Source organism: Mycobacterium sp. UNC410CL29Cvi84 (assembly GCF_000686745.1).
Classification (GTDB): Bacteria; Actinomycetota; Actinomycetes; order Mycobacteriales; family Mycobacteriaceae; genus Mycobacterium; species Mycobacterium mucogenicum_B.
Genome location: NZ_JMLM01000006.1, coordinates 346,019 through 372,980 on the forward strand (window position 1 = coordinate 346,019; position 26,962 = coordinate 372,980).

Genomic DNA, 26,962 nt, shown 5'->3' on the forward strand with positions numbered 1-26,962 from the left:
CCGTGTGACGGGTAATCCATCCGTAAACCAGCAAGGAAGGTCCATCAATGCACAAGATCATCAAGAACTGGCGGCCCGCCACCGCGGTCGCTGCCGTCGTGGCCAGCACCACGGTGCTCGCCGCTTGCGGTGGCGGCGCGAGTGACACCGCCGGTGGTGGCGGTGCACAGTCGGGTGCCAACACCACCCTGACCCTGGTGGGCTACGCCGTGCCGGAGCCGGGCTGGAGCAAGATCATCCCGGCGTTCGCCGCCACCCCTGAGGGCAAGGGCGTCGCCGTCACCACGTCCTACGGCGCCTCGGGTGACCAGTCGCGCAAGGTCGAATCCGGTGCCCCCGCCGACATCGTCAACTTCTCGGTCGAGCCCGATGTCACCCGCCTGGTGAAGGCCGGCAAGGTCAGCAAGGACTGGAACGCCGACGCCACCAAGGGCATCCCGTTCGGTTCGGTGGTGTCGCTGGTCGTGCGCAAGGGCAACCCCAAGGGCATCAAGGACTGGGACGACCTGCTCAAGCCGGGCGTCGAGGTCGTCACCCCGAGCCCGCTGAGCTCGGGTTCGGCCAAGTGGAACCTGCTGGCGCCGTACGCCGCGAAGAGCAACGGCGGCAAGGATGCCCAGGCCGGCATCGACTACATCCGGCAGCTGGTCGTCGAGCACGTCAAGACCCGTCCGGGTTCGGGCCGGGAAGCCACCGACCTGTTCCTGCACGGCACCGGTGACGTGCTGATCAGCTACGAGAACGAAGCCATCAACGTCGAGCGGCAGGGCAAGGACGTCGAGCACGTCAACCCGGCTCAGACCTTCAAGATCGAGAACCCGGTGGCTGTCTTGAACACAAGCCAGCACCAGGACAAGGCCAACGCGCTGAAGAACTTCCTCTACACCGCGGAGGGACAGAAGCTGTGGGCGCAGGCCGGGTTCCGTCCCGTCGATCCTGCCGTCGCCGCCGATTTCGCCAAGGACTTCCCGACCCCGGAGAAGCTGTGGACCATCGCTGACCTCGGTGGATGGAAGACCGTCGATCCGGCGTTGTTCGACAAGGAGAACGGCAGCATCACCAAGATCTACAAGCAGGCCACTGGATGACATCCGCAACCACGTTTGACGGCACCCCGGCCCGGCCCGAGCCCACCAGCAATGGTGGCTCGGCCGGGCCGGGGTCCGGCGTACGGCACGCATTCGGCACCACGTCGTTGCGGGTGGGGGCCGCGAGCATCTGGCTCTCCGTCATCGTGCTGCTGCCGCTCGCCGCGATCCTGGTCCAATCCGCTCGTGGCGGCTGGGGCTACTTCTGGTCCGCGGTCACATCGAATTCAGCAATCGCCTCGTTTCGTGTGACGCTCGAGGTCTCGGCGGCCGTCGCGCTCATCAACCTGGTCTTCGGGCTGTTGGTGGCGTGGGTGCTGACGCGGGACGACTTCGTCGGTAAGCGACTGGTGGACGCGGTCATCGACCTGCCGTTCGCGCTGCCGACCATCGTGGCCAGCCTCGTCATGCTGGCGCTCTACGGTCCGGCCAGCCCCGTCAACCTGCATCTGCAGCACACCAAGTGGGGCATCGGCGTCGCGCTGCTGTTCGTCACGCTGCCGTTCGTCGTGCGGTCGGTGCAGCCGGTGCTGCTCGAACTGGACCAGCAGACCGAAGAAGCGGCCGCCTCGTTGGGCGCCAACAACTTCGTCATCTTCACCAATGTGGTGCTGCCGGCCCTGCTGCCGTCGCTGCTGTCGGGTGCGGGCCTGGCCTTCTCCCGCGCGATCGGCGAATTCGGTTCGGTGGTGCTGATCGGCGGCGCGGTGCCCGGCGAGACCGAGGTGTCGTCGCAGTGGATCCGTACCCTGATCGAGAACGACGACCGTACCGGTGCCGCTGCGATCTCGATTGTGCTGCTGGTGATTTCATTCCTGGTGCTGTTCGTGTTGCGGGTCGTCGGATCGCGGGCGGCCAAGCGTGAGGAGCTGGCTCCATGACCCTCTCGCCGCTGGTTCGCTACCTGGCCCGGTACGTGGCGCTGGCCTACATCACGGTGCTCGTCATCGTGCCCGTCGGCCTGATCTTGTGGCGCACGTTCCAGCCCGGCCTGGGAGAGTTCTTCACCCAGATCACCACGCCGGCAGCCATTTCCGCGCTGCAGCTGTCGTTGCTCGTCGTCGCCATCGTGGTGCCGCTCAACGTGCTGTTCGGCGTGCCGACCGCACTGGTGTTGGCCCGCAACCGGTTCCGCGGCAAGAGCGTGCTGCAGGCGGTCATCGACCTGCCGTTCGCGGTGTCGCCCGTCGTCGTCGGTGTGGCCCTGATCCTGCTGTGGGGCTCGGCCGGCCTGCTCGGCTTCGTCGAGAACAGCTGGGGACTCAAGATCATCTTCGGCTTCCCGGGCATCGTGCTCGCCAGCATCTTCGTCACCGTGCCGTTCGTCATCCGCGAGGTCGAACCGGTGCTGCACGAGCTCGGCACCGACCAGGAAGAGGCGGCCTCCACCCTGGGTGCGCAGTGGTGGCAGACGTTCTGGCGGATCACGCTGCCGTCCATCCGCTGGGGCCTGACCTACGGCATCGTGCTCACCGTTGCCCGCACGCTGGGGGAGTACGGCGCCGTCATCATGGTGTCCTCCAATCTGCCCGGCCAGTCCCAGACCCTCACCCTGCTGGTCTCGGACCGGTACAGCCGCGGCGCCGAATACGGCGCCTATGCCGTGTCGACTCTGTTGATGGCGGTCGCGGTGATCGTGCTGATCGTGCAGGTAATCCTCGACGCCCGGCGTGTCCGGGCGGCACAATAGCTTTTCGATAGGAAGAAACCGATCATGAGTGACGAGCAGAAGCAGGGCAGCCCTCCCGCCATCACGGTGCGCGGTGCCAACAAGCACTACGGCGACTTCGCGGCCCTCGACAACATCGACTTCGACGTGCCCGAGGGCTCGCTGACCGCACTGCTGGGCCCCAGCGGGTCGGGCAAGTCCACGCTGTTGCGGGCCATCGCCGGCCTCGACACCCCGGACACCGGCACCATCACCATCAAGGGCAACGACGTCACCGGGGTGCCGCCACAGCGGCGCGGCATCGGGTTCGTCTTCCAGCACTACGCGGCGTTCAAGCACCTCACCGTGCGCGAGAACGTCGCGTTCGGCCTGAAAATCCGTAAGAAGCCCAAGGCCGAGATCCAGGAAAAGGTCGACAGCCTGCTCGAGGTCGTGGGCCTCGCCGGTTTCCAGACGCGCTACCCCAGCCAGCTCTCCGGCGGCCAGCGTCAGCGCATGGCACTCGCTCGCGCCCTCGCGGTCGATCCCCAGGTGCTCCTGCTCGACGAGCCGTTCGGCGCCCTCGACGCCAAGGTGCGTGACGACCTGCGCACGTGGCTGCGCCGCCTGCACGACGAGGTGCACGTGACCACCGTGCTCGTCACCCACGACCAGGCCGAGGCGCTCGACGTCGCCGACCGGATCGCGGTGCTGAACAAGGGTCGCATCGAGCAGGTCGGGTCGCCGACCGAGGTTTACGACAGCCCGGCCAACCCGTTCGTGATGTCGTTCCTCGGCGCCGTCTCGACCATCAACGGCACGCTGGTGCGCCCCCACGACATTCGCGTGGGCCGCAACCCCGACATGGCCATTTCCCAGGCCGACGACGATGTCGCCGCCACCGGCGTGCTGCGGGCCAAGGTCGACCGCGTCGTCGTCCTCGGCTTCGAGGTTCGTGTCGAGCTGACGACCGCGGCAGACCACACGCCGTTCACCGCCCAGATCACGCGCGGTGACGCCGAAGCGCTGCAGCTCCTGGAGGGCGACACCGTGTACGTCCGGGCCACCCGCATCCCGCCGATCGCGGGGCAGACGCAAGAAGCCGAGGCGGTCCTCGCCCGGGCCTGAATCGCATCCCGTTCGCACCGCGGCCGGGCGACCAGACGATCTGGTTGCCCGGCCGCGGTGTTTTGCGTTGGGGCGGTAACCAGGGCGTAGAAGTGCGAGTGGCGTTGACCCTGGTTTCAGGGTCAACGCCACTCGTGCCGTATGTCAGGCGTACGTCAGATGTACATCGCGGGGTCGATGTAGGTCGTCGGGTCGACGGCGGGCTCGCGCTGTTTCTCGGTGCGCGGGCGCACGATCGCCGGAATGCCAGTGGCGATGGAGTCCGCCGGAACATCGTGTGTCACAACGGCATTCGCGCCGATGGCCGAGTCGTCGCCGACGAGGATGGGGCCGAGCACCTTGGCGCCCGCGCCGACCGTCACCCGGTTGCCGATGGTCGGGTGACGCTTGCCCTTGTTGAGGCTGCGGCCACCCAGCGTCACGCCGTGGTAGACCATGACGTCGTCGCCGATCTCGGTGGTCTCGCCGATCACGACGCCCATGCCGTGGTCGATGAAGAACCGCCGCCCGATGGTCGCGCCCGGATGAATCTCGATGCCGGTGAAGAACCGCGTCACCTGAGCCAGCACCCGCGCCGGCCCGCGCCCGGCCGGCCGGGCCCACAGCCGATGGGCCAGCCGGTGCGACCAGATGGCGTGCAGGCCGGAGTACACGAGTGCGTTCTCGAAGTCGCCACGTCCCGCCGGATCATGGCTGCGTGCGTTGTCCAGGTCCTCACGGAGGGTGGAGAGCAGCGTCATCCCTATCTAATTCCTGTCGCTTCGCTCGCCCGGGTCAGTCCCGGATGTGCTCGTACAGCGCCGTGGAGACGTACCGCTCGCCGAAGTCGGGGATGACCACCACGATGAGCTTGCCGTCGTTCTCGGGGCGCTTGGCGAGCTGCAGGGCCGCCCAGACGTTGGCACCCGCCGAGATGCCGCCGAGGATGCCCTCCTGCGTGCCCAGCTGCCGCGCCACCTCGATGGCGTCCGGGAAGGAGACGTCGATGATCTCGTCGTACACGGCGCGGTCCAGCACCTCGGGGATGAAGTTCGCGCCGATGCCCTGAATCTTGTGTGGTCCGGCCTGGCCGCCGGTGAGGATGGGGGAGTCCACCGGCTCGACGCCGACGATCTTCACGTCGGGCTTACGGGACTTGAGGACGTGCCCGACGCCGGTGAGGGTGCCGCCGGTGCCGATTCCGGCGACGAAGATGTCGACCGCGCCGTCGGTGTCGGCCCAGACCTCCTCGGCCGTGGTCTTCTCGTGGATGGCGGGGTTGGCCGGGTTGGCGAACTGATCGGCGGCGACGGAGTTCGGGGTCTCGGCGAGAATCTGCTTGGCCTTGGCGACGGCGCCGGCCATGCCCTCGGCACCCGGGGTCAGGACGATCTCGGCGCCGTATGCGCGCAGCATCACACGTCGTTCGAGCGACATGGTCTCCGGCATGGTCAGGATGACCCGGTAGCCGCGTGCCGCGCCGACGAGGGCCAGCGCGATGCCGGTGTTGCCGCTCGTGGCCTCCACGATGGTGCCACCAGGCTTGAGTTCACCGGACTGCTCCGCGGCGTCGACGATCGCCACACCGATACGGTCCTTGACGCTGTTCGCCGGGTTGTAGAACTCCAGCTTCGCGACGACCTGCGCGCCGGCACCGTCGGTCAACCGGTTGAGCCGGACCAGCGGCGTGCGCCCGACCAATTCGGTGACATTGGCGTAGATCTTGCCCATCGGTGACCTCTCGTCGGCGCTAGCTTTGGTGAAATTGTGGTGCCCGCGCAGGCACCTGCCGAATCTGCTGAATGGCGGGTGTCCCGTCAAGGGTTTCATTCATCACAAAATCTATCTGTTTGCGACAACGCGCGAGCCCTGGGTGGGTATTTCAGACCTCGATGCGCGAGCCCAGGATCACCGTGCGGTCGAGGGGCAGCCGGAAGTAGGCCGCGGCGTCGGACGTGATGTAGGACGTGCCGATGAAAAGCTTTGTCCGCCAAGGGGCCATCGACGGCTCTTTGGCCATCACCAGATCGACCTTCGACAGGAAATACGTGGCACCGGCGAGATCCAGCGGCCCTTCGGTCTGGGCCGAGTCGAGCAGCGCCAAGGCTGCCGGTACGTCGGGCCGGTCCATGTATCCGTAGGTGGCGGTGACGTGGATGATGCCGTCGTCGCGGTGGCCCAGATCGTCGACCGCCAACCGGGCGCCGTCGGCGATCCTCGGCACCGTCGCCGTCTCCAGGGACAGCACCACGACGTGCTCGTGCAGCATCCGGTTGTATTTCACATTGGCGCGCATCGCCAGCGGCGCGGTCTCGATGCCGCGGTTGAGGAACACCGCGGTGCCCGGTACGCGGGTCAGCGGGGGCTCGCTGGTGACGATCGATTCCACGAACTGGCGCAGTGGGCCTTCGACGGCGTCGCGCGCCCGGGTGACCACGGCGCGGCCGTCCTGCCACGTCGTCATCACGGTGAACGCGATCAATCCGATCAGCAACGGCAGCCAGGCGCCGTGCACGAGCTTGGTGAGATTGGCGGCGAGGAACAACACGTCGACGGTGAGCAGCGGGGCCCCGATCGCGACCACGGACCACAGCGGCCAGTTCCACCTGGCGCGTGCGATGTTGAGGAACAGCAGGGTCGTGATGGTGATGGTCCCGGTCACCGCCATGCCATAGGCGTAGCCCAGCGCGGCGGAGCTGCGGAAGGCGAAGACCAGGGTCAGCACCGCGATCAGCAGCATGCTGTTGATCCAGGGCACGTAGATCTGGCCCATCGTGGACGCTGACGTGTGCAGGATCCGCAGCCGGGGCAGGTACCCGAGGTGCGCGGCCTGGGCCGCCACGGAGAACGCTCCGGTGATCACCGCCTGCGACGCGATCACCGTGGCCGCCGTCGCGAGCAGGACCATCGGTAGCCGGCCCCACTCGGGCGTCAGCAGGAAGAACGGGGCGTCGTGGACGGAGGGGTTCTGCAGCAGCAGCGCGCCCTGCCCGAAGTAGCTCAGCATGCACGCCGGGAACACCAGCAGCAGCCAGGCGAACGTGATCGGCTTGCGGCCGAAATGGCCCATGTCGGCGTACAGCGCCTCGGCGCCGGTCACGGACAGCACCACGGCGGCCAGCGCGAAGAACGCGATGTGGAAATGGCCGGCCATGAATCCCAGCGCGTACAGCGGATTCAGGGCGCGCAGGATCTCGGGCTCTCTGATGATTCCGCCGACCCCGCATGCGCCGATCACCGTGAACCACGCGACCATCACCGGACCGAAGAACTTGCCGACGACGGCGGTGCCGCGGTGCTGCACGCTGAACAACGCGATGATGATCACCGCGGTGATCGGCACGACCCAGTCCGCGAGGCCTGGGTCGACGGTTTTGGAGCCTTCGACGGCCGACAGCACCGAGATGGCCGGGGTGATCATCGAGTCACCGAAAAACAGCGCAGCACCGAGGATTCCGAGCGCGGCGAGGAAGGCCGCGGTGCGCCTGCCGAGCTTGTCCGACGACTGCTTCACCAGGGTGATCAGCGCCATGACGCCGCCCTCGCCGTCGTTGTCGGCCCGCATGACCAGGCTGACGTACGTGATGGTGACGATCAGCATCACCGACCAGAACACCAGGGAGACGACGCCATAGATGTTGTCGTGGCTGATCGGCACCGGATGCGGGTCATCGGGATTGAACAGCGTCTGCATGGTGTAGATCGGGCTGGTGCCGATGTCGCCGAAGACGACGCCCAGTGCACTGATGGCCAGGCCCGCTCCCAGCCCCTTCCGACCGGTGTCGGGGTGTGTGCCCACGCGCGGTGTCTCCTTCGTCCGGATCGTTGGCCGACCGTCCGGATCGTAGGCGACGTAGCCGTGGAGTGTGATCAGGTTCGAACCGCGCCCGACGGCGGGTTGCGCCGGTTGACACGTCGGCACACCAGCAGAACCGACGCCGGCAACGCCATCATGGACAGCAATTGCAGCAGCTCAGACATCGGTGGTCCCGAAAATTCGCATGAGGCCGAGTCAACCGGCGCTGTCGGCGCGGTGCCACGATCTATACGCAATCCATACGGTGCGGGCCGCGGTCTTGCCGGGATTCGGACGGATTCGGGTTACGCGGCGCGCGGTACGGCGGCGACCTCGTCGAAACGATCCAGCACGGTCTCGGCGACGAGCCGGTGGGCGCCCAGCGGCTGGGCCATCGGAACTCCGTGTGCGGCAGCGAATTCGGCGACCCGGTCGGTGATCGTGCCGTGGGCCAGGAACCAGGGCGCGATGACCAGACGTGTCGCACCCTGATCCCGCAGCAGCTCGGCGGCTTCGGCCAGGTTGGCGTGCGGGCCGGTGGCGAATGCCGTCGTGGCCTGCCAGTGGGTGCCCGCGACCAGTCCCGTGGCCACGGTGCCGGTGCGTGCGTTGGCGGCAGCCGACGACGACCCGACGGCCGTCACCAGGACGCCGATGCCGGCGTCCAGCCGGGACACCCCGGAGTGGGCGAGCCGCTGGCTCAGCACGTGGATCAGCCGGTCGTCCTCGCCGAGCACTGGCGCCAGTTTGATGGCCTGCCGCACCGCCGGATTGGCGTCGGCGATCATCGCGGGGATGTCGACACGCGCGTGGTAGGCGTCGGCCAGCAGTAGCGGCACCACGACGCCGTCGGCAGGGGAGTCGACCAGCACGTCTCGCAGATTCGGCGAATTCTGTTCGCAGAACGCCACTTTGACGTCGACATCATGACGCAGTGCCGCGACGATACGGGCCACCTCGCGGGCGTTCGCCGCAGACCGCGGATCGGCACTGCCGTGCGCGGTGAGGATCAGTTGCACAGGAATCTCAGGACGCGTGCAGACCGCACTCGGTCTTGGCCAGACCGGCCCAGCGACCGCTGCGGGGGTCAGCGCCCTCGGCCGGCTTCTGGGTGCACGGTGCGCAGCCGATGGACGGATAGCCTTCGTCCACAAGCGGATTCACCAGAATGCCGTTGGCTTCGATGTACGCCTGCATGTCGTCATCGCTCCACGCGGCGATCGGGTTGACCTTCACCAGGCCGAACGCCTCGTCGAAACTGATCAGCGGGGCGTTGGCGCGCGTCGGCGCCTCGACGCGGCGGATGCCCGTCACCCACGCCGAGTAGCCCTTGAGCGCCTTGGACAGCGGCTGCACCTTACGCAGGTTGCAGCACCGGGCGGCATCGCTGGCGAACAGGTCCTTGCCGACCAGTTCGTCCTGCTGGGCGACGGTCTGCTCGGGCGTCACATTGACGATGTTCACGCCGTAGACGGCCTCGACGGCGTCGCGGGTACCGATGGTCTCGGCGAAGTGGTAGCCGGTGTCCAGGAACAGCACGTCGACGCCGGGATGCACCTTGGCCGCCATCTCGACCAGGACGGCGTCCTGCATGTTGGAGGCCACGACGTACTGGCCCGAGAAATTCTCCTCGACCCAGCGCAGCAGTTCCTCAGCAGTGGCGTCGGCCAGTTCGGCAGCGCCGCGCGCTGCCAGTTCCCGTAGGTCAGTTTCCGAAACGTCCGTCATATCAGCGGTCACCTCAAGTCAGCTTCGTCGGCCCGAACGGCCCACTGGGCAAAACGCTCTCCGGCCTCACGTTGTTTCACGAAGTTGCGCACGACACGATCGATGTAGTCGCCGAGCTCGGTGGCCAGCACCTTGTGCTGACGCAGCTTGCGCCCGAATCCGCTGTCCAGGCCCAGGCTGCCGCCCAGGTGCACCTGGAAGCCCTCCTCGGGACCGTTGCCGTCGTCGATCATCTGGCCCTTGAAGCCGATGTCGGCGATCTGGATACGGGCGCACGAGTTGGGGCAGCCGTTGAGGTTGATGGTGACCGGCACGTCGAGCTGCGAATTCAGGTCGGCGAGCCGCTGCTCGAGCTCCGGAACCAGCGACTGTGCCCGCACCCGGGTCTCGGCGAACGACAGCTTGCAGTACTCGATACCGGTGCAGGCCATCAGGTTCTTGCGCCAGTGCGACGGGCGGGTCTGCAGGCCCAGCGCATCCAGGCCGGCGATCAGTTCCTCGACCTTGTCGTCGGGCACGTCGAGGATGATCAGCTTCTGGTACGGGGTCAGGCGGATCCGGTCGGAGCCGGCGGCCTCGGCCAGGTCGGCGACCTTGGTCAGGATGGTGCCCGACGAGCGGCCGGCGATGGCCGCGACGCCGACGGCGTTCAGGCCGTTCTTCAGCTTCTGCACGCCGACGTGGTCGATGGTGTGCGGCACCTGCTCCGGCGCCGGGCCGTCGATGAGCTTGCGGCCGAGGTATTCGGTCTCGAGAACGTCGCGGAACTTCTCGACACCCCAGTCCTTGATCAAGAACTTCAGACGGGCCTTGGAACGCAGGCGGCGGTAGCCGTAGTCACGGAAGACCTTGGTGATGCCCTCCCAGACGTCGGGCACCTCGGCGAGCGGCACCCAGGCGCCCAGGCGCTGCGCCAGCATCGGGTTGGTGGACAGGCCGCCGCCGACCCAGACGTCCAGGCCGGGGCCGTGCTCTGGGTGGTTGACGCCGATGAAGGCGATGTCGTTGATCTCGTGCGCGACGTCCTGCAGACCCGAGATGGCGGTCTTGTACTTACGCGGCAGGTTGGAGAACTCCGGGTTGCCGACGTAGCGGCTGACGATCTCGTCGACGGCCCAGCTCGGGTCGAGCACCTCGTTGAGGGCCTCACCGGACAGCGGGCCACCGAGCACGACGCGCGGGCAGTCGCCGCACGCCTCGGTCGTCTGCAGGCCGACCGATTCGAGGCGGCGCCAGATCTCCGGCACGTCCTCGACGCGGATCCAGTGGTACTGGATGTTCTCGCGGTCGGTGATGTCGGCGCTGTCGCGCGCGAACTCGACGGAGATTTCGCCGATGGTCCGCAGTGCCGCGCTGGTCAGCGCGCCGCCGTCGCAGCGCACCCGCATCATGAAGTAGGGGGCCTCGAGCATGTCGGCGTTGTCGTCGCCGGTGTAGGTGCCGTCGTAGCCCTGCTCGCGCTGGGTGTACAGACCCATCCAGCGGTACCGCCCGCGGAGATCGTCCTTGCTGATCGACTCGAAGCCCTGCTTGGAGTGGACGTCGATGATGCGCTGCCGCACGTTGAGGGCGTCGTCCTCCTGCTTGAACACCTCGTTGGGGTTCAGCGGTTCACGATTGCCCAGCGCCCACTGGCCTTCGTCGCGGGTCTTGGCGGGTTTTGCTGTTGTCACGGGGTGGTTTCCTTCGCGCAAGAGCAGGCGTTGGATCACGCGTACGCCGGGGGCTGTCCGGCACTGCCGATCCTGTGCCGGCTGAAAGATTCTGGTGGTCAGAACTAGGGCATCAAGGCAGCATCAAGGCAGACAGCAACAGCTGCATACGCGCTTGAAGTCGACATGCCGCCGCATTACCAATGCGGAACCGAGGGCGCGGTTGAGGCTGGCGGACACCCGGCCATTCTGCCACGAACAGGACATTCGGCCTAACCGGGCCAGGTTCGAAATCATCGCGAGCAAAATGGTGCCCCGGCCACGCACATTGCCCCCTGATCGCGCGATGGGACACTGGTTGCCATGACCGACGCCCACATCAGCGCTACCGGGCCGTTCGGCATCTACATCCACGTGCCGTTCTGTGCGACCCGCTGCGGCTACTGCGACTTCAACACCTACACCGCCAGTGAGCTGGGCGGAGCCAGTCCCGAGGGCTGGCTGACGGCGCTGCGCACCGAGCTCGCGATGGCCGGTGCCCAGGTGGAGTTGCCGGTCGACACGGTGTTCGTCGGCGGCGGTACGCCGTCGCTGCTGGGTGGTTCGGGGCTGCGGGCCGTGCTCGACGCGGTGCGGGACAATTTCCGGCTCAGCCCCGGCGCCGAGGTGACCACCGAGTCCAATCCGGAGTCGACGTCGCCTGAGTTCTTCGCCGCATTGCTGGATGCCGGCTACACGCGGGTTTCCCTGGGCATGCAGTCGACGGCGCCGCACGTGCTGGCGGCACTCGATCGCACCCACTCGGCAGGCCGCGCCCCGGCGGCGGCGCGGGAGGCGCTGGCGGCCGGGTTCGCGCACGTCAACCTGGACCTCATCTACGGGACGCCGGGGGAGTCCGACGACGATCTGCGCCGGTCCGCGGATGCGGCGATCGAAGCCGGTGTCGACCACGTCTCGGCGTACGCGCTGATCGTCGAGGACGGCACCGCGCTGGCCCGCAAGGTCCGGCGCGGCGAGATCCCGGCACCCGACGACGACGTGCTCGCGACCCGCTACGAGCTGCTGGACACACACCTGAGCCGGGCCGGACTGGACTGGTACGAAGTGTCGAACTGGAGCCGTCCGGGCGGTGAGTGCCGGCACAACCTCGGCTACTGGGACGGCGGCCAGTGGTGGGGCGCCGGGCCGGGTGCGCACGGTTTCGTCGGGGCCCGGCGTTGGTGGAATGTCAAGCACCCCAACGCTTATGCCGAGGCGCTGGCCGCGGGCAGGTTGCCGGTCGCGGACTTCGAGGAGTTGGACGACGCCACCCGGCACGTCGAGGACGTCATGTTGCGGTTGCGGCTGCGCAGTGGTTTGCCGGTCGCCGTGCTCACCGCGGCCGAACGGGACCGCGCCGAGGGTGCGGTGGCCGACGGTCTCGTGGCGGTCACCGACGAACGTCTGGTGCTGACCGAGTCCGGCCGGCTGCTGGCCGACGCCGTGGTGCGCACCGTCCTGGACTGAATCACCGGGCTGAACCCAGCGGGCGGGTCCTCGCATCCCACAACCAGTCGCTATGGTTAGGCAAACCTTAGTCTACGGGTGGAGTGGGTATTCCGATGACCGACGCAGAACCGTCGCCGCGTGCGCAGCTCAAAGCGGCGAAGCTCGCGGCAGCGCAGGACCGCGCGGCGCTCAAGGAGCTGCTGGCGCCGGTACGCGGCCGCACCGCGCTGGCCCAGTTGCTGCAGCTGATCGCGGCAGCAGCGACCGTGGTGCCGTTCATCGGCATCGTCGAGCTGGGCCGGTATCTGCTGGCCGGCGGTTCGATCGAGGCAGCCCGGGTGTGGACGATCGTCGCGGTCTTCATCGGCGGCGGCCTCGGCCTGCGCACCCTGGCCGGCGGCCTGGCGCTGACGCTCACCCACCACGCCGACGTCCAGCTACAGGGCGAGCTGCGCCGCCGGTTGGTGACCACGCTCGGACGGCTGCCGCTGGGCTGGTTCGGCGCGACGTCCTCCGGCGAGGTGCGCAAGGCCGTCCAGCATGATGTCGGCGAACTGCACCACCTGGTGGCGCACGCCGCGGTCGAGAAGACCGGCGCGCTGGCCACGCCGGCGTTCGGCCTGGCGTACTGCTGGTACCTGGACTGGCGGCTGGGGCTGCTGGCCATCGGCACCATTCCGATCTACCTCGTCGTCTACAGCGTCCTGATGCGCGGTGCAATGGCTCGCATGGCGCAGATGAACGAGGGCATCGCGCAGATCAGCGCGACCATCGTCGAGTTCATCGCCGGGGTCTCGGTCGTCAAGACGTTCGGGGAAACCGGCAAGGCGCACAAGCGATTTGCCGACGCCGCCGATGAATTCAACGACGGCTTCGCCGGATTCGTCGGGCCCATGGTGCGGCTGCGCGCGGTGTCGTCGGTGTTCGTCGAGGCGCCGGTGGTGCTGCTGGTGAACCTCGCCGGCGGGCTGTGGTTCATCCGCAGCGGCTGGGTGACGCCCATCGAGGTGCTGGGGTCGACGCTCGTCGCCGTCACCATCCCCACCGCGGTGCTGGCCGTCGGGTACTCCGCCGCCGCGAGCCGCCAGGCGGTCGCCGCTGCCGGCCGGCTGACGGCGTTGTTGTCCGCCCCCGCATTGCCGGTCGCCGAGAACCCGCAAGTGCCGCAGGGTAATTCGGTCAGCTTCTCGGGCGTCGAATTCTCGTACGACGGCACCAACACGGTGCTGCACGACATTTCGCTCGACCTGCCCGCCGGCAGCATCACCGCGTTGGTCGGCCCGTCCGGCAGCGGCAAGTCGACGCTCGCGACGCTCGTGCCGCGCTTCCACGACGTCACCGCCGGCGAGGTGCGTATCGGGGGCGTGGACGTCCGCCAGATCGACCCCGCGGTGCTGTACCGGCACGTCGGTTTCGTCCTGCAGGACGTGCAGCTGCTGGGCATGAGTGTGGGCGACAACATCCGCCTGGGCCGTGCCGATGCCGACGACGACGCGGTGCACGCCGCCGCGCGCGCCGCACACATCCACGACCGGATCCTGGCCCTGCCCAAGGGGTATGACTCGGTGGTCGGGGAGGACGCGCACTTCTCCGGCGGCGAGGCGCAGCGCATCAGCATCGCCCGCGCGCTGCTCGCCGACACCCCGATCCTCGTGCTCGACGAGGCCACGGCATTCGCCGACCCCGACTCCGAGGCACAGATCCAGGCCGCGCTGTCGACCCTGATCGAGGGCCGCACCGTGCTGGTGATCGCCCACCGCTTGGGGTCGATCGTCGGCGCCGACAACATCGTCGTCCTGCGGGACGGGCGCATCGTCGAACAGGGGCGCCACGACGAATTGCTCTCCCGGGAAGGTGTTTTCGCGCGCATGTGGCAGACCTACACGGCCACCGGTGAACTGGAGGCGGTGCGATGACGATGATCAACGGGTTCCTGCGAATCCTCGGCCCGGAGCGCGGGCGGATGTACAGCTTCCTGGCCTGGGCCGTCGGTTACGGCCTGCTGCACGGTCTTTCGATGACGCTGCTGGTGCCGATCTCGCTGGCATTGTTCGACGGTGACTTCGGTGCGGCGGTCCGCTGGCTCGTCGTGCTGGCGGCGGTGGTGCTGCTCAGCGCCGTCGCGCACTATGTGCAGGCCGCGCAGTCGATGCGGATGGCCCTGACCACCATGCGGCTGCTGCACCACCGGCTCGGCGACCACATGGTCACGCTGCCGTTGGGCTGGTTCACCCGGGAGCGGGTCGGCCAGGTATCCCAGATCGCGGTCAAGGGCACGACTTTCGTCGGTACGAGCAGCGCGCACCTGGTGACGCCGTTGGTGGTCAACACCACCAGTGCGCTGACCGTCGTGGTCGGCCTGTTCGTCTTCGACTGGCGGATCGGCGTCGCCGCATTGGCCGGTGGGGTGGTCCTGATCCTGGCGACCCGGGCGTCCGCCGCGTTGATCGCGTCGGCCGAGGCGCGCACGCACGCCGCCGAGATCGAGGTGAACTCCCGGGTCATCGAATTCGCGCGCTGCCAGCCGGTGCTGCGCGCGTTCGGCCGGACCGGGACCGAATTCGATCCGCTGACCGGCGCGCTGGCCGAGCAGGAGCAGGTCGGCAAGCGGGCGTTGTGGGCCTCGGTGGCGGGCATGATCCTGAGCGGTGTCGGCGTGCAGGCGGTGCTGGGCGGACTCATCACGGTGGGCGTCTGGCTGGCCGTCGGCGGCGAGATCAACCCGGTGACGCTGGTGGCCATCCTCGGTCTGGCAGCGCGGTTCACCTCGCCGCTGTCGGAACTGGCCGAGTATGGCTCCGCGATGCGGATGGCCGGCGCGGAACTGGATCGGATCACGTCGGTGCTCGACACTCCGGCGCTCCCGGAACCGGCTGCACCGCAATCGGTCTCGACGCCCGGGCAGGTTGAACTGGACGGCGTCGCCTTCAGTTATCCGGGGCGTCGCGTGCTCGAGGACGTCAGCTTCGTCGCGGCGCCGGGCACCATGACGGCGCTGGTCGGCCCCTCGGGCTCGGGCAAGACCACCATCACCCGCCTGCTCGCGCGCTTCTACGACGTCGACGCCGGTGTGGTCCGCGTCGGTGGCGTCGATGTCCGGGACCAGAGCACCGCGGAGCTGATGGCCCAGCTGTCCCTGGTGTTCCAGGACGTGTACCTGTTCGACGAAACCCTGTGGGAGAACGTGCGGATCGGTGCGCCGGCCGCGTCCGATGACGACATCCGGGAAGCCGCCCGCACCGCCGGCCTGCAGTCCGTCGTGGACCGGCTGCCTGCCGGTTGGCAGACGCGGGTCGGTGAGGGCGGTTCGGCGCTGTCCGGCGGTGAACGCCAGCGCGTCTCGATCGCGCGCGCATTGCTGAAAAACGCTCCGGTGGTGCTGTTCGACGAGGCCACCAGCGCACTGGACCCCGAGAACGAACGCCACGTCGCGGCGTCCATCCGCGAACTGGCGGACCGCAGCACCGTCATCGTGATCGCGCACAAGCTGTCGACGGTCACCGCCGCCGACAACATCGTCGTGCTGTCCGACCGTGGCACGGTGGACGACAGCGGCACCCATGACCAGCTGATGGCGCGCGGTGGCCGCTACGCCGACTTCTGGGCGCAGCGGACGTCGGTCAGTGGGTGGACCGTCGCGACGCGGGAGGCGAAAGCCGGCGCTGGGTCCTGAATCACAGGGGCGGGCAGTGTTTTTTGGGTGAGGTTAGGCTAAATTAACTTTCGTGACTGCTGAAGCTATAGACGCGGCGTCGGTGACGCGCATTGCTTTGCCCGCCGACGTCGTCCCGGCCGATCTGATCGCGCAACTCGCAGCCGAACTTCCGGAGCGCTCCGGCGCCGACTATGTCGGCTACGAGCACTCGGGCGAGTGGGTGCTGGCCATCGGAGTGCGCACCGCCATCGAATTCGACAGCGACGAACTGCGGATCATCGACGCCGGCGGCGCAGTCGCCCGCCAGGCGTGGAGCGGCCGGCCCGGCGAGGTGCTCGGCGACGCCGTCGACCGCCTGCTCCTGGAGACGGACCGGCTCTTCGGTTGGGTCGCTTTCGAATTCGGCGCTTACCGCTACGGGCTGCAGCAGCGCCTGCCGGCGGGGACCCCGCTGGCGCGGGTCTTCGGCGCACAGACGCAGGTGGTCGTCACCGACGGCGAGGTGTGCGTGTCGGGCGACGCGGACATCGTGGCCGAGACGCTGAATCGTCTGCTGCAGTCGGGTATCCCGGCGGCCGGTGACACCCGCGCCGTCGATGTGAGCGTGGACGGCAGTGACTACCCGTCGCGGGTAGCCGCCGCCGTCGCCGAGATCGTGGCGGGCGACTACCAGAAGGTGATCCTGTCGCGCCGGTTCGAGGTGCCGTTCGCGGTCGACTTCCCGGCCACGTACCGGGTGGGCCGGGCGAACAACACCCCGGTGCGGTCATTCCTGTTGCGGCTGGGCGGGATTCGCGCGCTGGGCTTCAGCCCGGAGCTCGTCGCCGCGGTGCGTGCCGACGGCACCGTGATCACCGAGCCGCTGGCCGGCACCCGCGCCTTCGGCCGCGGCGCGGATCACGATCGGGCTGCCCGCGCCGACCTGGAATCGAACTCGAAAGAGATTGTCGAGCATGCGATTTCGGTCCGCAGCTCGCAGGAGGAGATCGCCGAGGTGGCCAAGCCGGGCACCACGGTCGTCAGCAACTTCATGACGGTGCGTGAGCGCGGCAGCGTGCAGCACCTGGGCTCGACGGTGTCCGGCGAGCTGTCGGACCAGATGAACCGCATGCATGCGCTGGAGGCACTCTTCCCGGCGGTGACCGCCTCCGGCATCCCGAAGGCCGAGAGCGTCGACGCCATCATGCGACTCGACGAGTCGCCACGCGGCCTCTATTCCGGCGCGGTCGTGATGTTCAGCGCCGACGGCGGCATGGACGCGGCGCTGACGCTGCGCTCGGCCTACGAGGCCGACGGCCGGACCTGGTTGCGCGCCGGCGCCGGCATCATCGCCGAGTCGACTCCGGACCGCGAGTTCGAGGAGACCTGCGAGAAGCTGACGACGCTCGCGCCGTATCTGGTGCCGCGCGCCTGAGTCAGAAGTCGAGGCCGGGCGGGACTTCGGCGGGTGGTTCGCCACCGGCTTCGCTGAACGCGTGCAGCGCGCGGACCATCCCCATGCGCTCACGCGGCGCCATGGCCTCGACGATCCGGGCGATCTCGGCACGGCGGCGTGCGCTCACGGTGTCCACGATGGCGCGTCCCCGGCGGGTCAGTTCCACGGCGATTTCGCGGCGGGAAGCCGGGTTCTGGTGGCGTTCGATCAGACCGGCGGTGACCAGGCGCTCGCTCATCCGGCCGATGGTCGAGGGCTGTACGTCGAGTTGAGCGGCGAGGGTCGTCAGATTGGTTGCGCCGTGTGCCGCCAGGATCGCCAGAACCCGAAGCTGGGGGACCGTCAACGTGTCGTCGACGACGGCGACCGCGCGGGCCGTGATGTCCAGGAGCAGGCGCGATGCCGTCACGAGAGCGTCGGTGATCGCGTCGACCGACGGCTCGGCGACGGTTCTCGGTTGGATGGACACCGCGGTTCCTCCTCGTTGATTAGAGGTAATTTACCAGCTCGCTAATTTTGAAGCCGTTACCAAACGGTGACCTGCGGGGTATGGTGCACCGGTGGACAAGCCCGGGTTAGCTACTGCGACGCGCGCACGGCGCCGCTGGTCGGTGGCTCTGGCGGCGCTCGTCATGCCGGCCGCGGCGTTCGTCACCGCGGGCACCGCGACGCAGGCGGTCACGACCGCCAGTGACGTGGATGTCTGCTGCGCGCAGGTCGTCCTGGCCGAGCGGGCCGCTTCGCATCCGGGGTCGCTGATCGTCGCCGAGGCCGCCGAGAGTTCTCGCGCCATGGTGCGCACCATCGCTTTGCCGGTGGGCGTCGCCGCCGAGCGCGGCCTGCAGGTCGACACCATTCTCGCCGAACGGGCCGTCAGTGCCACGTTCCCGGAGATCCACACCATGACCGGCGTCCGCCCGGACTCGCTGCGCTGGCATCCCGAAGGCCTGGCGCTGGACGTGATGGTGCCTGACTACGGGTCGTCGGCCGGCAAGGCGCTCGGGGACCGCATCCTGCGGTACGTGCTGGCCAACGCCGGGCGGTTCGACCTGAACCATGTGATCTGGCGGCAGGCGATCTACTTCCCGGACGGCACCGCGCACCGGATGCCGGACTACGGCGGCCCCGACGCCAATCACTACACGCACGTACACATCTCGACCAACGGCGGCGGCTACCCGACGGGCAACGAGTCCTACGTCTTGTCCGCCTCCGGGCCGACGTTGGTCAAGGGTTCATCGGCGCCGACCGTGACGTTCGTCAGCGCGCACTGAGTTCGACCCGCACTGAGCCGGGCCCCGGCGAGCGCACCGATGAAGAGCGCCAACAACATCCAGCCCGCGCTCGTGCCCAGCCCGTTCTTGGCCATCACCAGTAGTGCCACCCCGGCCGCGCAGACCAGCACACCGGCCACCGTCGACGCGCGCCCCGTCGCCCGGACGCGCGCGTCCCACCAGCGCAGCGGATTGTGCTCGAGCGGGGACAGCAACAGGAACATGACCGTCATCACCACGGCGAAGACCAGCGCGCGGATCGCGATGTTGCGCCAGAAGTATGGGGCTGCCGGATCGTAGGCGTCCAGGCCCACGGCATGCAGGCTGAACGTCGCGACGGCGATGGCCGCGATGTGCCACAGGTACAACGTCATCGCCCCGCTGTTGCCCACCACGATCAGGTACCAGATGCGGGGACGCTCGGCCCACCGGCGGACCGCACCGGCGCAGGCGATGAACAGACTGGACATCCAGACGCATTGCAGGGCAAGCAGCAGTGTGGGCGGGGTGACGTTCGACATCCGTTCGGTGCCGGTGACCACCAGTGACACGTCGTAGGGACCGTACCTGGCAACCAGCACCTGGACGGCCAGGGTGCCGACGGCCACGACCAACGCCGGCTTGGGTGCGGTGAGCCGGTGCGCGTACGCCGCGCCGATGACCATCGGAATCAGCCAGACCACAATCAGATTCGCCGCGCCGGCTTCCAGCATGTGCGTGCTGATCCGGGCCCAGTCGCCGAACGCCGCGGCCGCCATGAGGGCCGCGACGACCAGTGCGGCCGACCGCGCCGAGCGCAAGCGGGCCAAGGCGGGGACGAACGCCAGCACGATCAGATAGGTGCCGAGGAACCACAGCAGTGCGACGGCCTCGTTGCCCAGGGCCGCGGCCGACTCGGCACCCATGGTGAACCGCACCACGATCAGGGCGACGGTCCAGGCGCCCAGGTACCACAGCGCCGGCCGGCAGAGGCGTTGCGCCCGGGTGAAAAGCCAGGTGCCCCAGGGTGTCCCGTCGCGCCAGCTGTGAATACCCGCCGCGGCTCCGGCGAAGAAGAACAACGGCATGACCTGGAGTACCCAGGTGGCCGGCTGCAGGCTGGGTACTGCGCCCAGGGTGTTGCCGATCTGGACGCCGTCGGCGGTGATGGTGGCAAGCAACAACGCGCAGTGACCGAACATCACGACCAGCAGCGCACCGAGGCGCGCCACGTCGATGCTGCGGTCGCGGTCGGGCGCGGTGCCGTCGATCACGGCGTGGAAGTCGGGCAACAATCTCGGCATGAGCTGATGATGCCCGAGTGCCGGGCGGCGCGGATGAGTGTGACTACTCAGACCCGCCGGCGACCACCGCGACGTCGGCGGCACCGTCATGCTGCCCGACGAACCGGCGAATGCGGGCCACCGCGAACACGATGCACAGCACCACGAGTGTGGGTCCGGTCGCGACGATGACGAACTGCGAGATGTCGACCGGGTAGTTGAAGATCATGTACAGCGCGAAGACGGGATAGAAGCCGCAGAGCAGCCCGAGCCCGACGCACAGCTGCGTGTGCAGCCGGTGCCAGTCCTGGATGCTCTGCTCGGTCCAGCCGCGTTCGGGCAGGGCCGGCTCGGCGAGCGCGGGGGAGATGACGCCGGCCATCTTCTTCGAATTCGGTTTGCGCAGCAGCCCGCTGATGGCGAACGACCACACCAGCAGTGACATGGGGACGAGCTCGAGGGCCTGCACGATGCGCGGGTTCTTGGTGGTCAGCGCGATGATCAGCGAGCACGCGGCGCCGACGATCACCACGACGTTCGCGGGCTCGACCTTGCGCTTGCGCACCATGGTCAGCGCGCCCTGCGCGGCCGCGGTGATGATGGCCCCGACCAACGCGAGGTACGGCTCGAAGTCGAACACACGCAGCACGTAGTACGCGATCAGCGGCGGAATGGTGTTGATCGCCGTGTTGACGATGTACTCGCGCAGGGTCTTCGGGGTATCGGACATGGAAGCTGGCTCCTAGCGGGGGTCGGTTTATCCCGCGAGCAGACGTAAAACTGACGATATCTGGCGAAATTCGACAGTTTTGAGTCTGCTCGCGAGGGATTTCATGGTCAGGCGGATGTGGCGGCCGCGATGGCCCGGGTGATGGCCTTCTTGTCGACCTTGCCGACCGCGGTCAGCGGCAGCGACGGCTGTGCGACCAGGGTGTCGGGCCGGCTGTGGACCGCGACACCGCGGCTGTCGAGGTAGCCGTTGAGGTCGCTGAGGCTGACGGCCGGCCCGCTGAAAACGACCACGGCACAAATCTTTTCACCGAGGTACGGGTCGGGCAGCGGGACGGCGGCCGCGGCCCGGATCGACGGGTGCGTGAGCAGATGTTCCTCGAGATCGAGCGCCGAGATGGTCTCCCCGCCCCGGTGGATGACGTCCTTGATGCGTCCGGTGACCTCGAGGTAGCCGTCGGCCCTGCGGCGCACGCGGTCCCCGCTGCGGTAGAAGCCGTCGGGGCTGAACGACCGCTCGTTGTCGGACGGCGCCCGGTAATAGCCGTTGAGGGTGTACGGCCCGCGTACCAGCAGTTCACCCTCGCCGCCGACCGGCACGTCGGCGCCCTCGTCGTCGACGATGCGCACTTCGTCGTCGGGGCACAGCGGTGCACCCTGGGTGTGGTCGAGCAGTTCGGGGTCGTCGCCGGGGCGGGTGTAGTTGATCAGCCCTTCGGCCATGCCGAAAACCTGTTGCAGGCCGGGTGTCAGCGCGGCGCGGGCGGCCGCCGCGTCCGGTGCGGACAGCTTGGCACCGCCGACCTGGAGCAGTCGCAACGTGGTGGGGCGCTGGGGCTCCCAGTCGCAGGCCAGCGTCCACAGGGTGGCCAGAGCGGGCACCAGAGCGCAGACGGTGACGCGGTGCCGGGCGATGGTGGCGAACGCGGACTCCGGGCTGGGGTCGGTGGTGAAGACCGTGGTGGCGCCGACGGACATCGCACCCAGCATCCCCGGGCACGACAGCGGGAAGTTGTGCGCAGCCGGCAGCACCGTCAGATACACGTCGTCACCGGTCATTTCGCACACCGCGGCGCTGGCGGTGGCGTTGTAGTAGTAGTCGTCGTGGGTGCGGGGGATCAGCTTCGGCGCCCCGGTGGTGCCGCCGGAGACCAGGAGCAGGGCGGGTTCCGCGGTGTTGATGGCTGGCGCGGCTGCCGGAGCGTGGCCGAAAAGGGAAGTCCAGCTGGTGAATTCGCCGGCGTCACCGTTGACGACCACGTGCCGCAGGCGTGGGTGTTCGGCAACCAGCTCGCGCGCCATATCGCGATAGTCGAAGCCGCCGAAGCGGTCGGCGATGACGAGGGCGACAGCGCCGCTGACCGTGGCGAAATGACCGAGTTCGGCGCGGCGATGAGCGGGTAGGCACATGACGGGCACCGCACCCGCGCGCAGCAGTCCGAACAGGGCGATGGCGAAGTCCGCGGTGTTGGGCATTTGCAGCAGTACCCGGTCGCCGGTTTCGATGCCGAGAGCGGCGAAGCCGGCGGCCGCTTCCGAGGCCAGCTGATCGAGTTTGGCAAACGTGTGTGACGCCGATGGGTCGACGACGGCGACGCGGTCCGGCCACTGGCGTGCGCCGTCGGACAACAGGCTGTCCAGTGGTTTACCGACCCAGTAGCCCGCCTCGCGGTAGCGCTCGGCGCGGTCGTGCGGGAACGGGACGAATCCGTTCAGCAAATACTGGTCGGCCTCGGTGGAGACAGTGGTGCGCGTCACGGCGGATCCCTCGGGGTAGGCATGGAGGTAGCGGCAATATAGGGTAGCCTAATCAAAATTAGGACAGCCTGTCTTTAACGTGTTCGGGAGGGTTTTGTGGGCGTCGTGGCAGTGAATTCGCAGGCCATCCGCGAGGAGGTTGCCGAACTGCTGGGTGCCCGTGCCGACACCCTCGACCCGGGTGCCGACCTGATCAGCCAGGGCCTGGATTCGATCCGCATGATGTCGCTCGCCGGGCGCTGGCGGAAGCAGGGCATCGACATCGACTTCGCCGCCCTGGCCGCCGAGCCGACCATCGCGGCCTGGTCCGAACTGCTGTCCGCGGCGGGCGGCCTGCAGCGAGCCGAAACCTCGGCACCGCAGGATGATTCGGAACACGACCAGCCGTTCGGCCTGGCTCCGATGCAGCACGCCATGTGGATCGGCCGGGAAGACGACCAGCAATTGGGTGGCGTCGCCGGGCACCTCTATGTCGAATTCGACGGCCACGGCGTCGATGTCGAACGATTGACTGCCGCCGCAACGGCGTTGGCGGCGCGGCACCCCATGCTGCGCGTGCAGTTCCTCGCCGACGGCACGCAGCGCATCAAGGCGCTCGACGGCGACTTCCCGGTGACGGTCACCGACCTGCGGGACCTGCCGGCAGATCAGATCGCCGAGCAGCTGGCCGCCACTCAACGCCGCAAGGCGCATCAGCAGTTGACCGACCAGGTCTTCGAACTGAGCCTGACCCTGCTCCCGGATGGCAAGACCCGCCTGCACGTCGACCTGGACATGCAGGCCGCCGACGCCATGAGTTACCGCACCCTAATGGCCGATCTCGCGGCCCTGTACCGCGGTGTCGAGCTGGCTCCGCTGGCTTACACGTACCGCGAATACCGCATGGCCACAACGCAATCGGCGCAGGAGCCCAATCCGCGGGCCGATGCGGATCGGCAGTGGTGGGGCGAGCGGCTCCCGGAACTGCCCGACCCGCCGCGTCTGCCGCTGGTCCCGGTCGCCGAGCAGAACGACCCGCGGCACGCCACCCGGCGCTGGCACTGGCTGGCCCCCGACGTCCGGGACGCGCTGTATGCGGCGGCCCGCCGGCGCGGTATCACGCCCGCGATGGCCCTGGCCGCGTCCTTCTCCGATGCCCTGGCCTGCTGGTCGGCCGGGCAGCGCTTCCTGCTGAACGTGCCGCTGTTCGGGCGCGACCAGCGGCACGCCGACGTCGACCGCCTGGTGGGCGACTTCACGTCGTCACTGCTGCTCGACGTCGACCTCACCGATGCGGCCACCGCGACGGCGCGTTGCGGGGTCCTGCAGGACGCATTCCGCAGCGCCGCAGCGCATTCCGAGTACTCCGGCCTCGAGGTGCTACGCGACCTGAGCCGGCACCGCGGCACCCAGGTGCTGGCTCCCGTGGTGTTCACCAGTGCCCTCGGCCTCGGTGAACTGTTCGGCTCTGCCGTGCTCGAGACGTTCGGCACGCCCGGGTGGATCAATTCGCAAGGGCCGCAGGTGATGCTGGACGCCCAGGTGACCGAATTCAACGGCGGCGTGCTGGTCAACTGGGATGTGCGCGAGGACGCGTTCCCCGACGGCGTCATCGACGCGATGTTCGCCCGGCACATCGCCGAGCTGGAGCGGCTGGCCGGCGACGACACGGCATGGGAGGCGCCCACCCCGGAGCCCATGTCGGCGGCGCAGCGCGCGGTCCGCGACGCGGCCAACAGCCGCACCGCGGCGCCCAGCGGCGCCGCGCTGCACACCGGCTTCTTCGCCTCGGCGGCAGCCCGCCCCGACGCCACCGCCATGATCGGCGAGGCCCGGCAGTGGACGTATGCCGAACTGGCCGAAGAGGTTTCGGCCGTCGCGTCGGCGCTGCAGATCGCCGGTATCAAGCCGGGCGACACCGTGGCCGTGCTCGGACCCAAGGGCGCGGAACAGATCATCGCGCTGCTGGCCATCCTGGCCGCCGGTGGGGTCTACCTGCCGATCGGCGTGGATCAGCCCGCCGACCGTACTGAGAAGATCCTGGCCACCGGCGGTGTCCGGATGGCGCTCTACTGTGGCGACCTGGCGCCGTCGTGGAAGCCGTCGCTCACCGTGACGGAGGCGCTGCGGATCGGGCGCCGCGCCGAGGGACCGTTCGTCCCGGCCGCCACCGATCCGCACGAGCTGGCCTACGTGCTGTTCACGTCCGGCTCCACCGGCGAGCCCAAGGGCGTCGAGGTCACCCACGACGCGGCCATGAACACCGCCGAATTCCTTTACGGGCACTTCGGCATCGGACCGGCCGACCGCTGCCTCGCGCTGGCCACCCTCGAGTGCGACCTGTCGGTGCTCGACATGTTCGCCACGCTCGCCACGGGCGGCAGCATCGTCGTGGTCGACGAGCCGTACCGGCGCGACCCCGACCGCTGGGCCGCCCTCATCGCCGAACACGGCGTCACGATACTCAATTTCCTGCCGGGCTGGCTGGAGATGCTCGTGGAGGTCGGTGCCGGGCGTCTGGACACCGTGCGGGTGGTGCTCACCGGCGGCGACTGGGTCCGGACTGCCATGGTCCGGCACCTGCAGGCGCAGGCCCCCGGTGTGCGCGTCGCCGGCCTCGGCGGCGCCACCGAAACCGCGATCCACGCAACCATTTTCGAGGCCGGCGAGCTGCCGGACTCCTGGTCGGCGGTGCCCTACGGCGTACCGTTCACCAACAACGCGTGCCGCGTGGTCAACGAGGCGGGCCAGGACTGCCCCGACTGGGTGGCCGGCGAACTGTGGTTCACCGGGCGCGGCATCGCCTCGGGCTACCGCGGCCGGGCCGATCTGACCGCCGACCGCTTCGTGCGCTATGCGGGCCGAACCTGGTACCGCTCAGGGGATTTGGCACGCTACCGGCCGGACGGGATCCTGGAGTTCGTCGGGCGTGCCGACCACCGCGTGAAGATCAGCGGCTACCGCATCGAGCTCGGTGACGTCGAGGCCGCGCTGCAGCGGGTTCCCGGTGTGCGTGCCGCGGTGGCCGGTGTGGTCTCCGGCGGGGAACGCGGGCATGACGTGCTGGCGGCCCTGGTCTCGGTCGACGACGCGGAGCTGACCGCCGAGCGCATCTCGGCAGCAGTGGCCGAACTCGTACCGCCGCACATGATCCCGCGACAGCTGCAGGTGGTTGCGGCTATTCCGTTCACCGTCGGTGGCAAGACCGACCGCCGGGCCGCAGCGGGTCAGCTCGCGGCGCTGGTTCAGGCGGCCGACGGCGCCGGGCGGGCGCAGCCGGAGACCACGCTGGAGCGCGCCTTGGTGGCGATCGTCTCGGAGCTGCTCTCGGTCGATGCCGGTGTTGAGGACGACTTCTTCGAGCTCGGCGGTGACTCGGTCCTGGCCACCGCCACCGTCGCGCGCATCCGGAAATGGCTGGACACCCCGACCGTGGGCGTGCCGGACATCTTCGCCGCCCGGACGGTGCGGGCGCTGGCTCAGCGGCTGACCGGCCGCGAGGACGGCAGCGGCCGGCTGGACATGGTCGCCGAGCTCTACCTGGAGATTGCCGAGATGAACCACGACGACGTGCTCACTGCGCTGGACCCGGCGGCGGTCTCATGACCGACCTGCATACCGGCTCCGTGACCGAGCCGAAAAGCACCTTCGCGCCCTGGATCAAGCACTACCCGGGCTCCGGAGACGCCGGTGCGGTCGTGATCTTCCCGCATGCCGGTGGTGCCGCGGTCGCCTACCGGGACCTGGCGACCGCCTTGTCGGGCAAGGGGATCGACGCGTACGTCGTCCAGTACCCGCGCCGCGCCGACCGGCTCGCGCATCCGGCGCATCCGACGGTCGAGCAGCTGGCCGCCGACCTGTTCGCCGCGGGCGACTGGCCGGGCGTGGGTCCGCTGCGGCTCGTCGGGCACTGCATGGGTGCGGTGGTGGCCTTCGAATTCGCGCGCGTGGCAGAACAGAGCGGCGCCACCGTGCACAGCCTGTGGGCGTCGGCCGGCCAGGCGCCGTGCGATGTGGTCGACGCGCCGCCGCTGCCGACCGGCCCGCGCGAAATGCTCGCCGAGATGGTCGATCTCGGCGGCACCGACCCCCGGCTGCTCGCCGACGTGGATTTCGTCGAGATGCTGCTGATGGCGGTGGGTGCCGACTACGAAGCCCTCAACAGATACGTGGGCGGTGGCCGCATCGCCGCCGACATCCACGCCCTCGGCGGGCGCGACGACCATCGCATCGACCGGGACATGCTGCTCCGCTGGGAGAACCACACCTCGGGCGCCTTCACCCTGGCCGAGTTCGACGGCGGCCACTTCTACCTCAACGACCAGCTGGACGCGATCGCGGAAGTGATCAGTGCGCGCTGATT

22 protein-coding genes are annotated in these 26,962 nt (G+C 68.6%); 11 read left to right on the top strand and 11 right to left on the bottom strand.

Annotated features, from left to right (window positions below; all coding sequences use genetic code 11):
• Positions 1 to 47: 47 nt before the first annotated feature.
• The 4 genes from BR47_RS0110015 to BR47_RS0110030 are packed head-to-tail and all read left to right on the top strand — an operon-like array spanning position 48 to position 3,864.
• Entirely contained in the window at positions 48 to 1,088 is a 1,041-nt protein-coding gene (locus BR47_RS0110015) for a sulfate ABC transporter substrate-binding protein (RefSeq protein ID WP_020102125.1), read from the top strand.
• Complete coding sequence (gene cysT / locus BR47_RS0110020) at positions 1,085 to 1,969, top strand: sulfate ABC transporter permease subunit CysT (RefSeq protein WP_020102124.1); 885 nt, start codon at positions 1,085 to 1,087, stop codon at positions 1,967 to 1,969. Before BR47_RS0110015 ends, cysT begins: the two co-directional genes overlap by 4 nt.
• Positions 1,966 to 2,778, top strand: a complete 813-nt coding sequence (gene cysW, locus BR47_RS0110025; RefSeq protein ID WP_020102123.1) for a sulfate ABC transporter permease subunit CysW — start codon at positions 1,966 to 1,968, stop codon at positions 2,776 to 2,778. The genes cysT and cysW overlap by 4 nt, the downstream gene beginning before the upstream one ends.
• 24 nt (positions 2,779 to 2,802) lie before the next feature.
• On the top strand, positions 2,803 to 3,864 hold the full coding sequence (locus BR47_RS0110030; protein WP_029119416.1) for a sulfate/molybdate ABC transporter ATP-binding protein: 1,062 nt from the start codon (positions 2,803 to 2,805) through the stop codon (positions 3,862 to 3,864).
• A gap of 155 nt (positions 3,865 to 4,019) precedes the next feature.
• Here BR47_RS0110030 and epsC read toward each other — a convergent pair whose 3' ends face one another.
• From epsC to BR47_RS34125, 7 genes are all read right to left on the bottom strand, one after another.
• A complete protein-coding gene (gene epsC / locus BR47_RS0110035) occupies positions 4,020 to 4,604 on the bottom strand; it encodes a serine O-acetyltransferase EpsC (RefSeq protein WP_020102121.1) in 585 nt (194 codons plus the stop codon).
• Between the two features lie 34 nt (positions 4,605 to 4,638).
• Complete coding sequence (cysK, locus tag BR47_RS0110040) at positions 4,639 to 5,574, bottom strand: cysteine synthase A (protein ID WP_029119417.1); 936 nt, start codon at positions 5,572 to 5,574, stop codon at positions 4,639 to 4,641.
• Between the two features lie 151 nt (positions 5,575 to 5,725).
• Complete coding sequence (locus tag BR47_RS0110045) at positions 5,726 to 7,642, bottom strand: potassium transporter Kup (RefSeq protein ID WP_036427060.1); 1,917 nt, start codon at positions 7,640 to 7,642, stop codon at positions 5,726 to 5,728.
• A 302-nt stretch (positions 7,643 to 7,944) separates the two neighbouring features.
• Positions 7,945 to 8,658 carry a sirohydrochlorin chelatase gene (locus tag BR47_RS0110050; RefSeq protein WP_029119419.1) on the bottom strand — a complete coding sequence of 238 codons (714 nt, stop codon included), beginning with the start codon at positions 8,656 to 8,658 and terminating at the stop codon, positions 7,945 to 7,947.
• Between the two features lie 7 nt (positions 8,659 to 8,665).
• A complete protein-coding gene (locus tag BR47_RS0110055) occupies positions 8,666 to 9,367 on the bottom strand; it encodes a phosphoadenylyl-sulfate reductase (RefSeq protein WP_020102117.1) in 702 nt (233 codons plus the stop codon).
• An 8-nt stretch (positions 9,368 to 9,375) separates the two neighbouring features.
• Entirely contained in the window at positions 9,376 to 11,040 is a 1,665-nt protein-coding gene (locus tag BR47_RS0110060) for a nitrite/sulfite reductase (protein ID WP_029119420.1), read from the bottom strand.
• A gap of 123 nt (positions 11,041 to 11,163) precedes the next feature.
• A complete protein-coding gene (locus tag BR47_RS34125) occupies positions 11,164 to 11,316 on the bottom strand; it encodes an Ms4527A family Cys-rich leader peptide (protein WP_353582940.1) in 153 nt (50 codons plus the stop codon).
• Positions 11,317 to 11,382: 66 nt separating this feature from the next.
• Between BR47_RS34125 and hemW the strand changes: the two genes are divergently transcribed.
• The 4 genes from hemW (at position 11,383) to BR47_RS0110080 (ending at position 17,576) form a co-directional block, all read left to right on the top strand.
• The gene (hemW, locus tag BR47_RS0110065) at positions 11,383 to 12,525 is read left to right on the top strand and encodes a radical SAM family heme chaperone HemW (RefSeq protein ID WP_029119421.1); all 1,143 of its coding nucleotides are present in this window, start codon (positions 11,383 to 11,385) and stop codon (positions 12,523 to 12,525) included.
• Between the two features lie 95 nt (positions 12,526 to 12,620).
• Positions 12,621 to 14,423 (top strand): ABC transporter ATP-binding protein, encoded by a 1,803-nt coding sequence (locus BR47_RS0110070; RefSeq protein ID WP_036427062.1) that lies wholly within the window; start codon positions 12,621 to 12,623, stop codon positions 14,421 to 14,423.
• A gap of 2 nt (positions 14,424 to 14,425) precedes the next feature.
• Positions 14,426 to 16,180, top strand: a complete 1,755-nt coding sequence (locus tag BR47_RS0110075) for an ABC transporter ATP-binding protein (protein ID WP_036426991.1) — start codon at positions 14,426 to 14,428, stop codon at positions 16,178 to 16,180.
• A gap of 52 nt (positions 16,181 to 16,232) precedes the next feature.
• Positions 16,233 to 17,576: a salicylate synthase gene (locus tag BR47_RS0110080; RefSeq protein WP_029119424.1), complete on the top strand. Its 1,344-nt coding sequence runs from the start codon at positions 16,233 to 16,235 to the stop codon at positions 17,574 to 17,576.
• A 1-nt stretch (position 17,577) separates the two neighbouring features.
• On the opposite strand, the gene BR47_RS0110085 is transcribed toward BR47_RS0110080, so the two are convergent.
• A complete protein-coding gene (locus BR47_RS0110085; protein ID WP_029119425.1) occupies positions 17,578 to 18,066 on the bottom strand; it encodes a MarR family winged helix-turn-helix transcriptional regulator in 489 nt (162 codons plus the stop codon).
• A gap of 91 nt (positions 18,067 to 18,157) precedes the next feature.
• On the opposite strand from BR47_RS0110085, the gene BR47_RS30165 reads away from it, so the two are divergent.
• Positions 18,158 to 18,871, top strand: a complete 714-nt coding sequence (locus tag BR47_RS30165; RefSeq protein ID WP_225433753.1) for a VldE C-terminal domain-containing protein — start codon at positions 18,158 to 18,160, stop codon at positions 18,869 to 18,871.
• Here BR47_RS30165 and BR47_RS0110095 read toward each other — a convergent pair.
• The 3 genes from BR47_RS0110095 to BR47_RS0110105 form a co-directional block, all read right to left on the bottom strand.
• The gene (locus tag BR47_RS0110095) at positions 18,793 to 20,154 is read right to left on the bottom strand and encodes an acyltransferase family protein (RefSeq protein WP_051634729.1); all 1,362 of its coding nucleotides are present in this window, start codon (positions 20,152 to 20,154) and stop codon (positions 18,793 to 18,795) included. The two genes, BR47_RS30165 and BR47_RS0110095, sit on opposite strands and share 79 nt — an antisense overlap.
• 43 nt (positions 20,155 to 20,197) lie before the next feature.
• Complete coding sequence (locus BR47_RS0110100) at positions 20,198 to 20,863, bottom strand: VC0807 family protein (protein ID WP_029119427.1); 666 nt, start codon at positions 20,861 to 20,863, stop codon at positions 20,198 to 20,200.
• 107 nt (positions 20,864 to 20,970) lie between these two features.
• On the bottom strand, positions 20,971 to 22,620 hold the full coding sequence (locus BR47_RS0110105) for a (2,3-dihydroxybenzoyl)adenylate synthase (RefSeq protein WP_051634713.1): 1,650 nt from the start codon (positions 22,618 to 22,620) through the stop codon (positions 20,971 to 20,973).
• A gap of 105 nt (positions 22,621 to 22,725) precedes the next feature.
• Here BR47_RS0110105 and BR47_RS0110110 point away from each other — a divergent pair, with 105 nt between their 5' ends.
• On the top strand, positions 22,726 to 26,205 hold the full coding sequence (locus tag BR47_RS0110110; RefSeq protein WP_353582941.1) for a non-ribosomal peptide synthetase: 3,480 nt from the start codon (positions 22,726 to 22,728) through the stop codon (positions 26,203 to 26,205).
• Positions 26,202 to 26,960: a thioesterase II family protein gene (locus BR47_RS33505; RefSeq protein WP_020102105.1), complete on the top strand. Its 759-nt coding sequence runs from the start codon at positions 26,202 to 26,204 to the stop codon at positions 26,958 to 26,960. Before BR47_RS0110110 ends, BR47_RS33505 begins: the two co-directional genes overlap by 4 nt.
• Positions 26,961 to 26,962 lie beyond the last annotated feature (2 nt).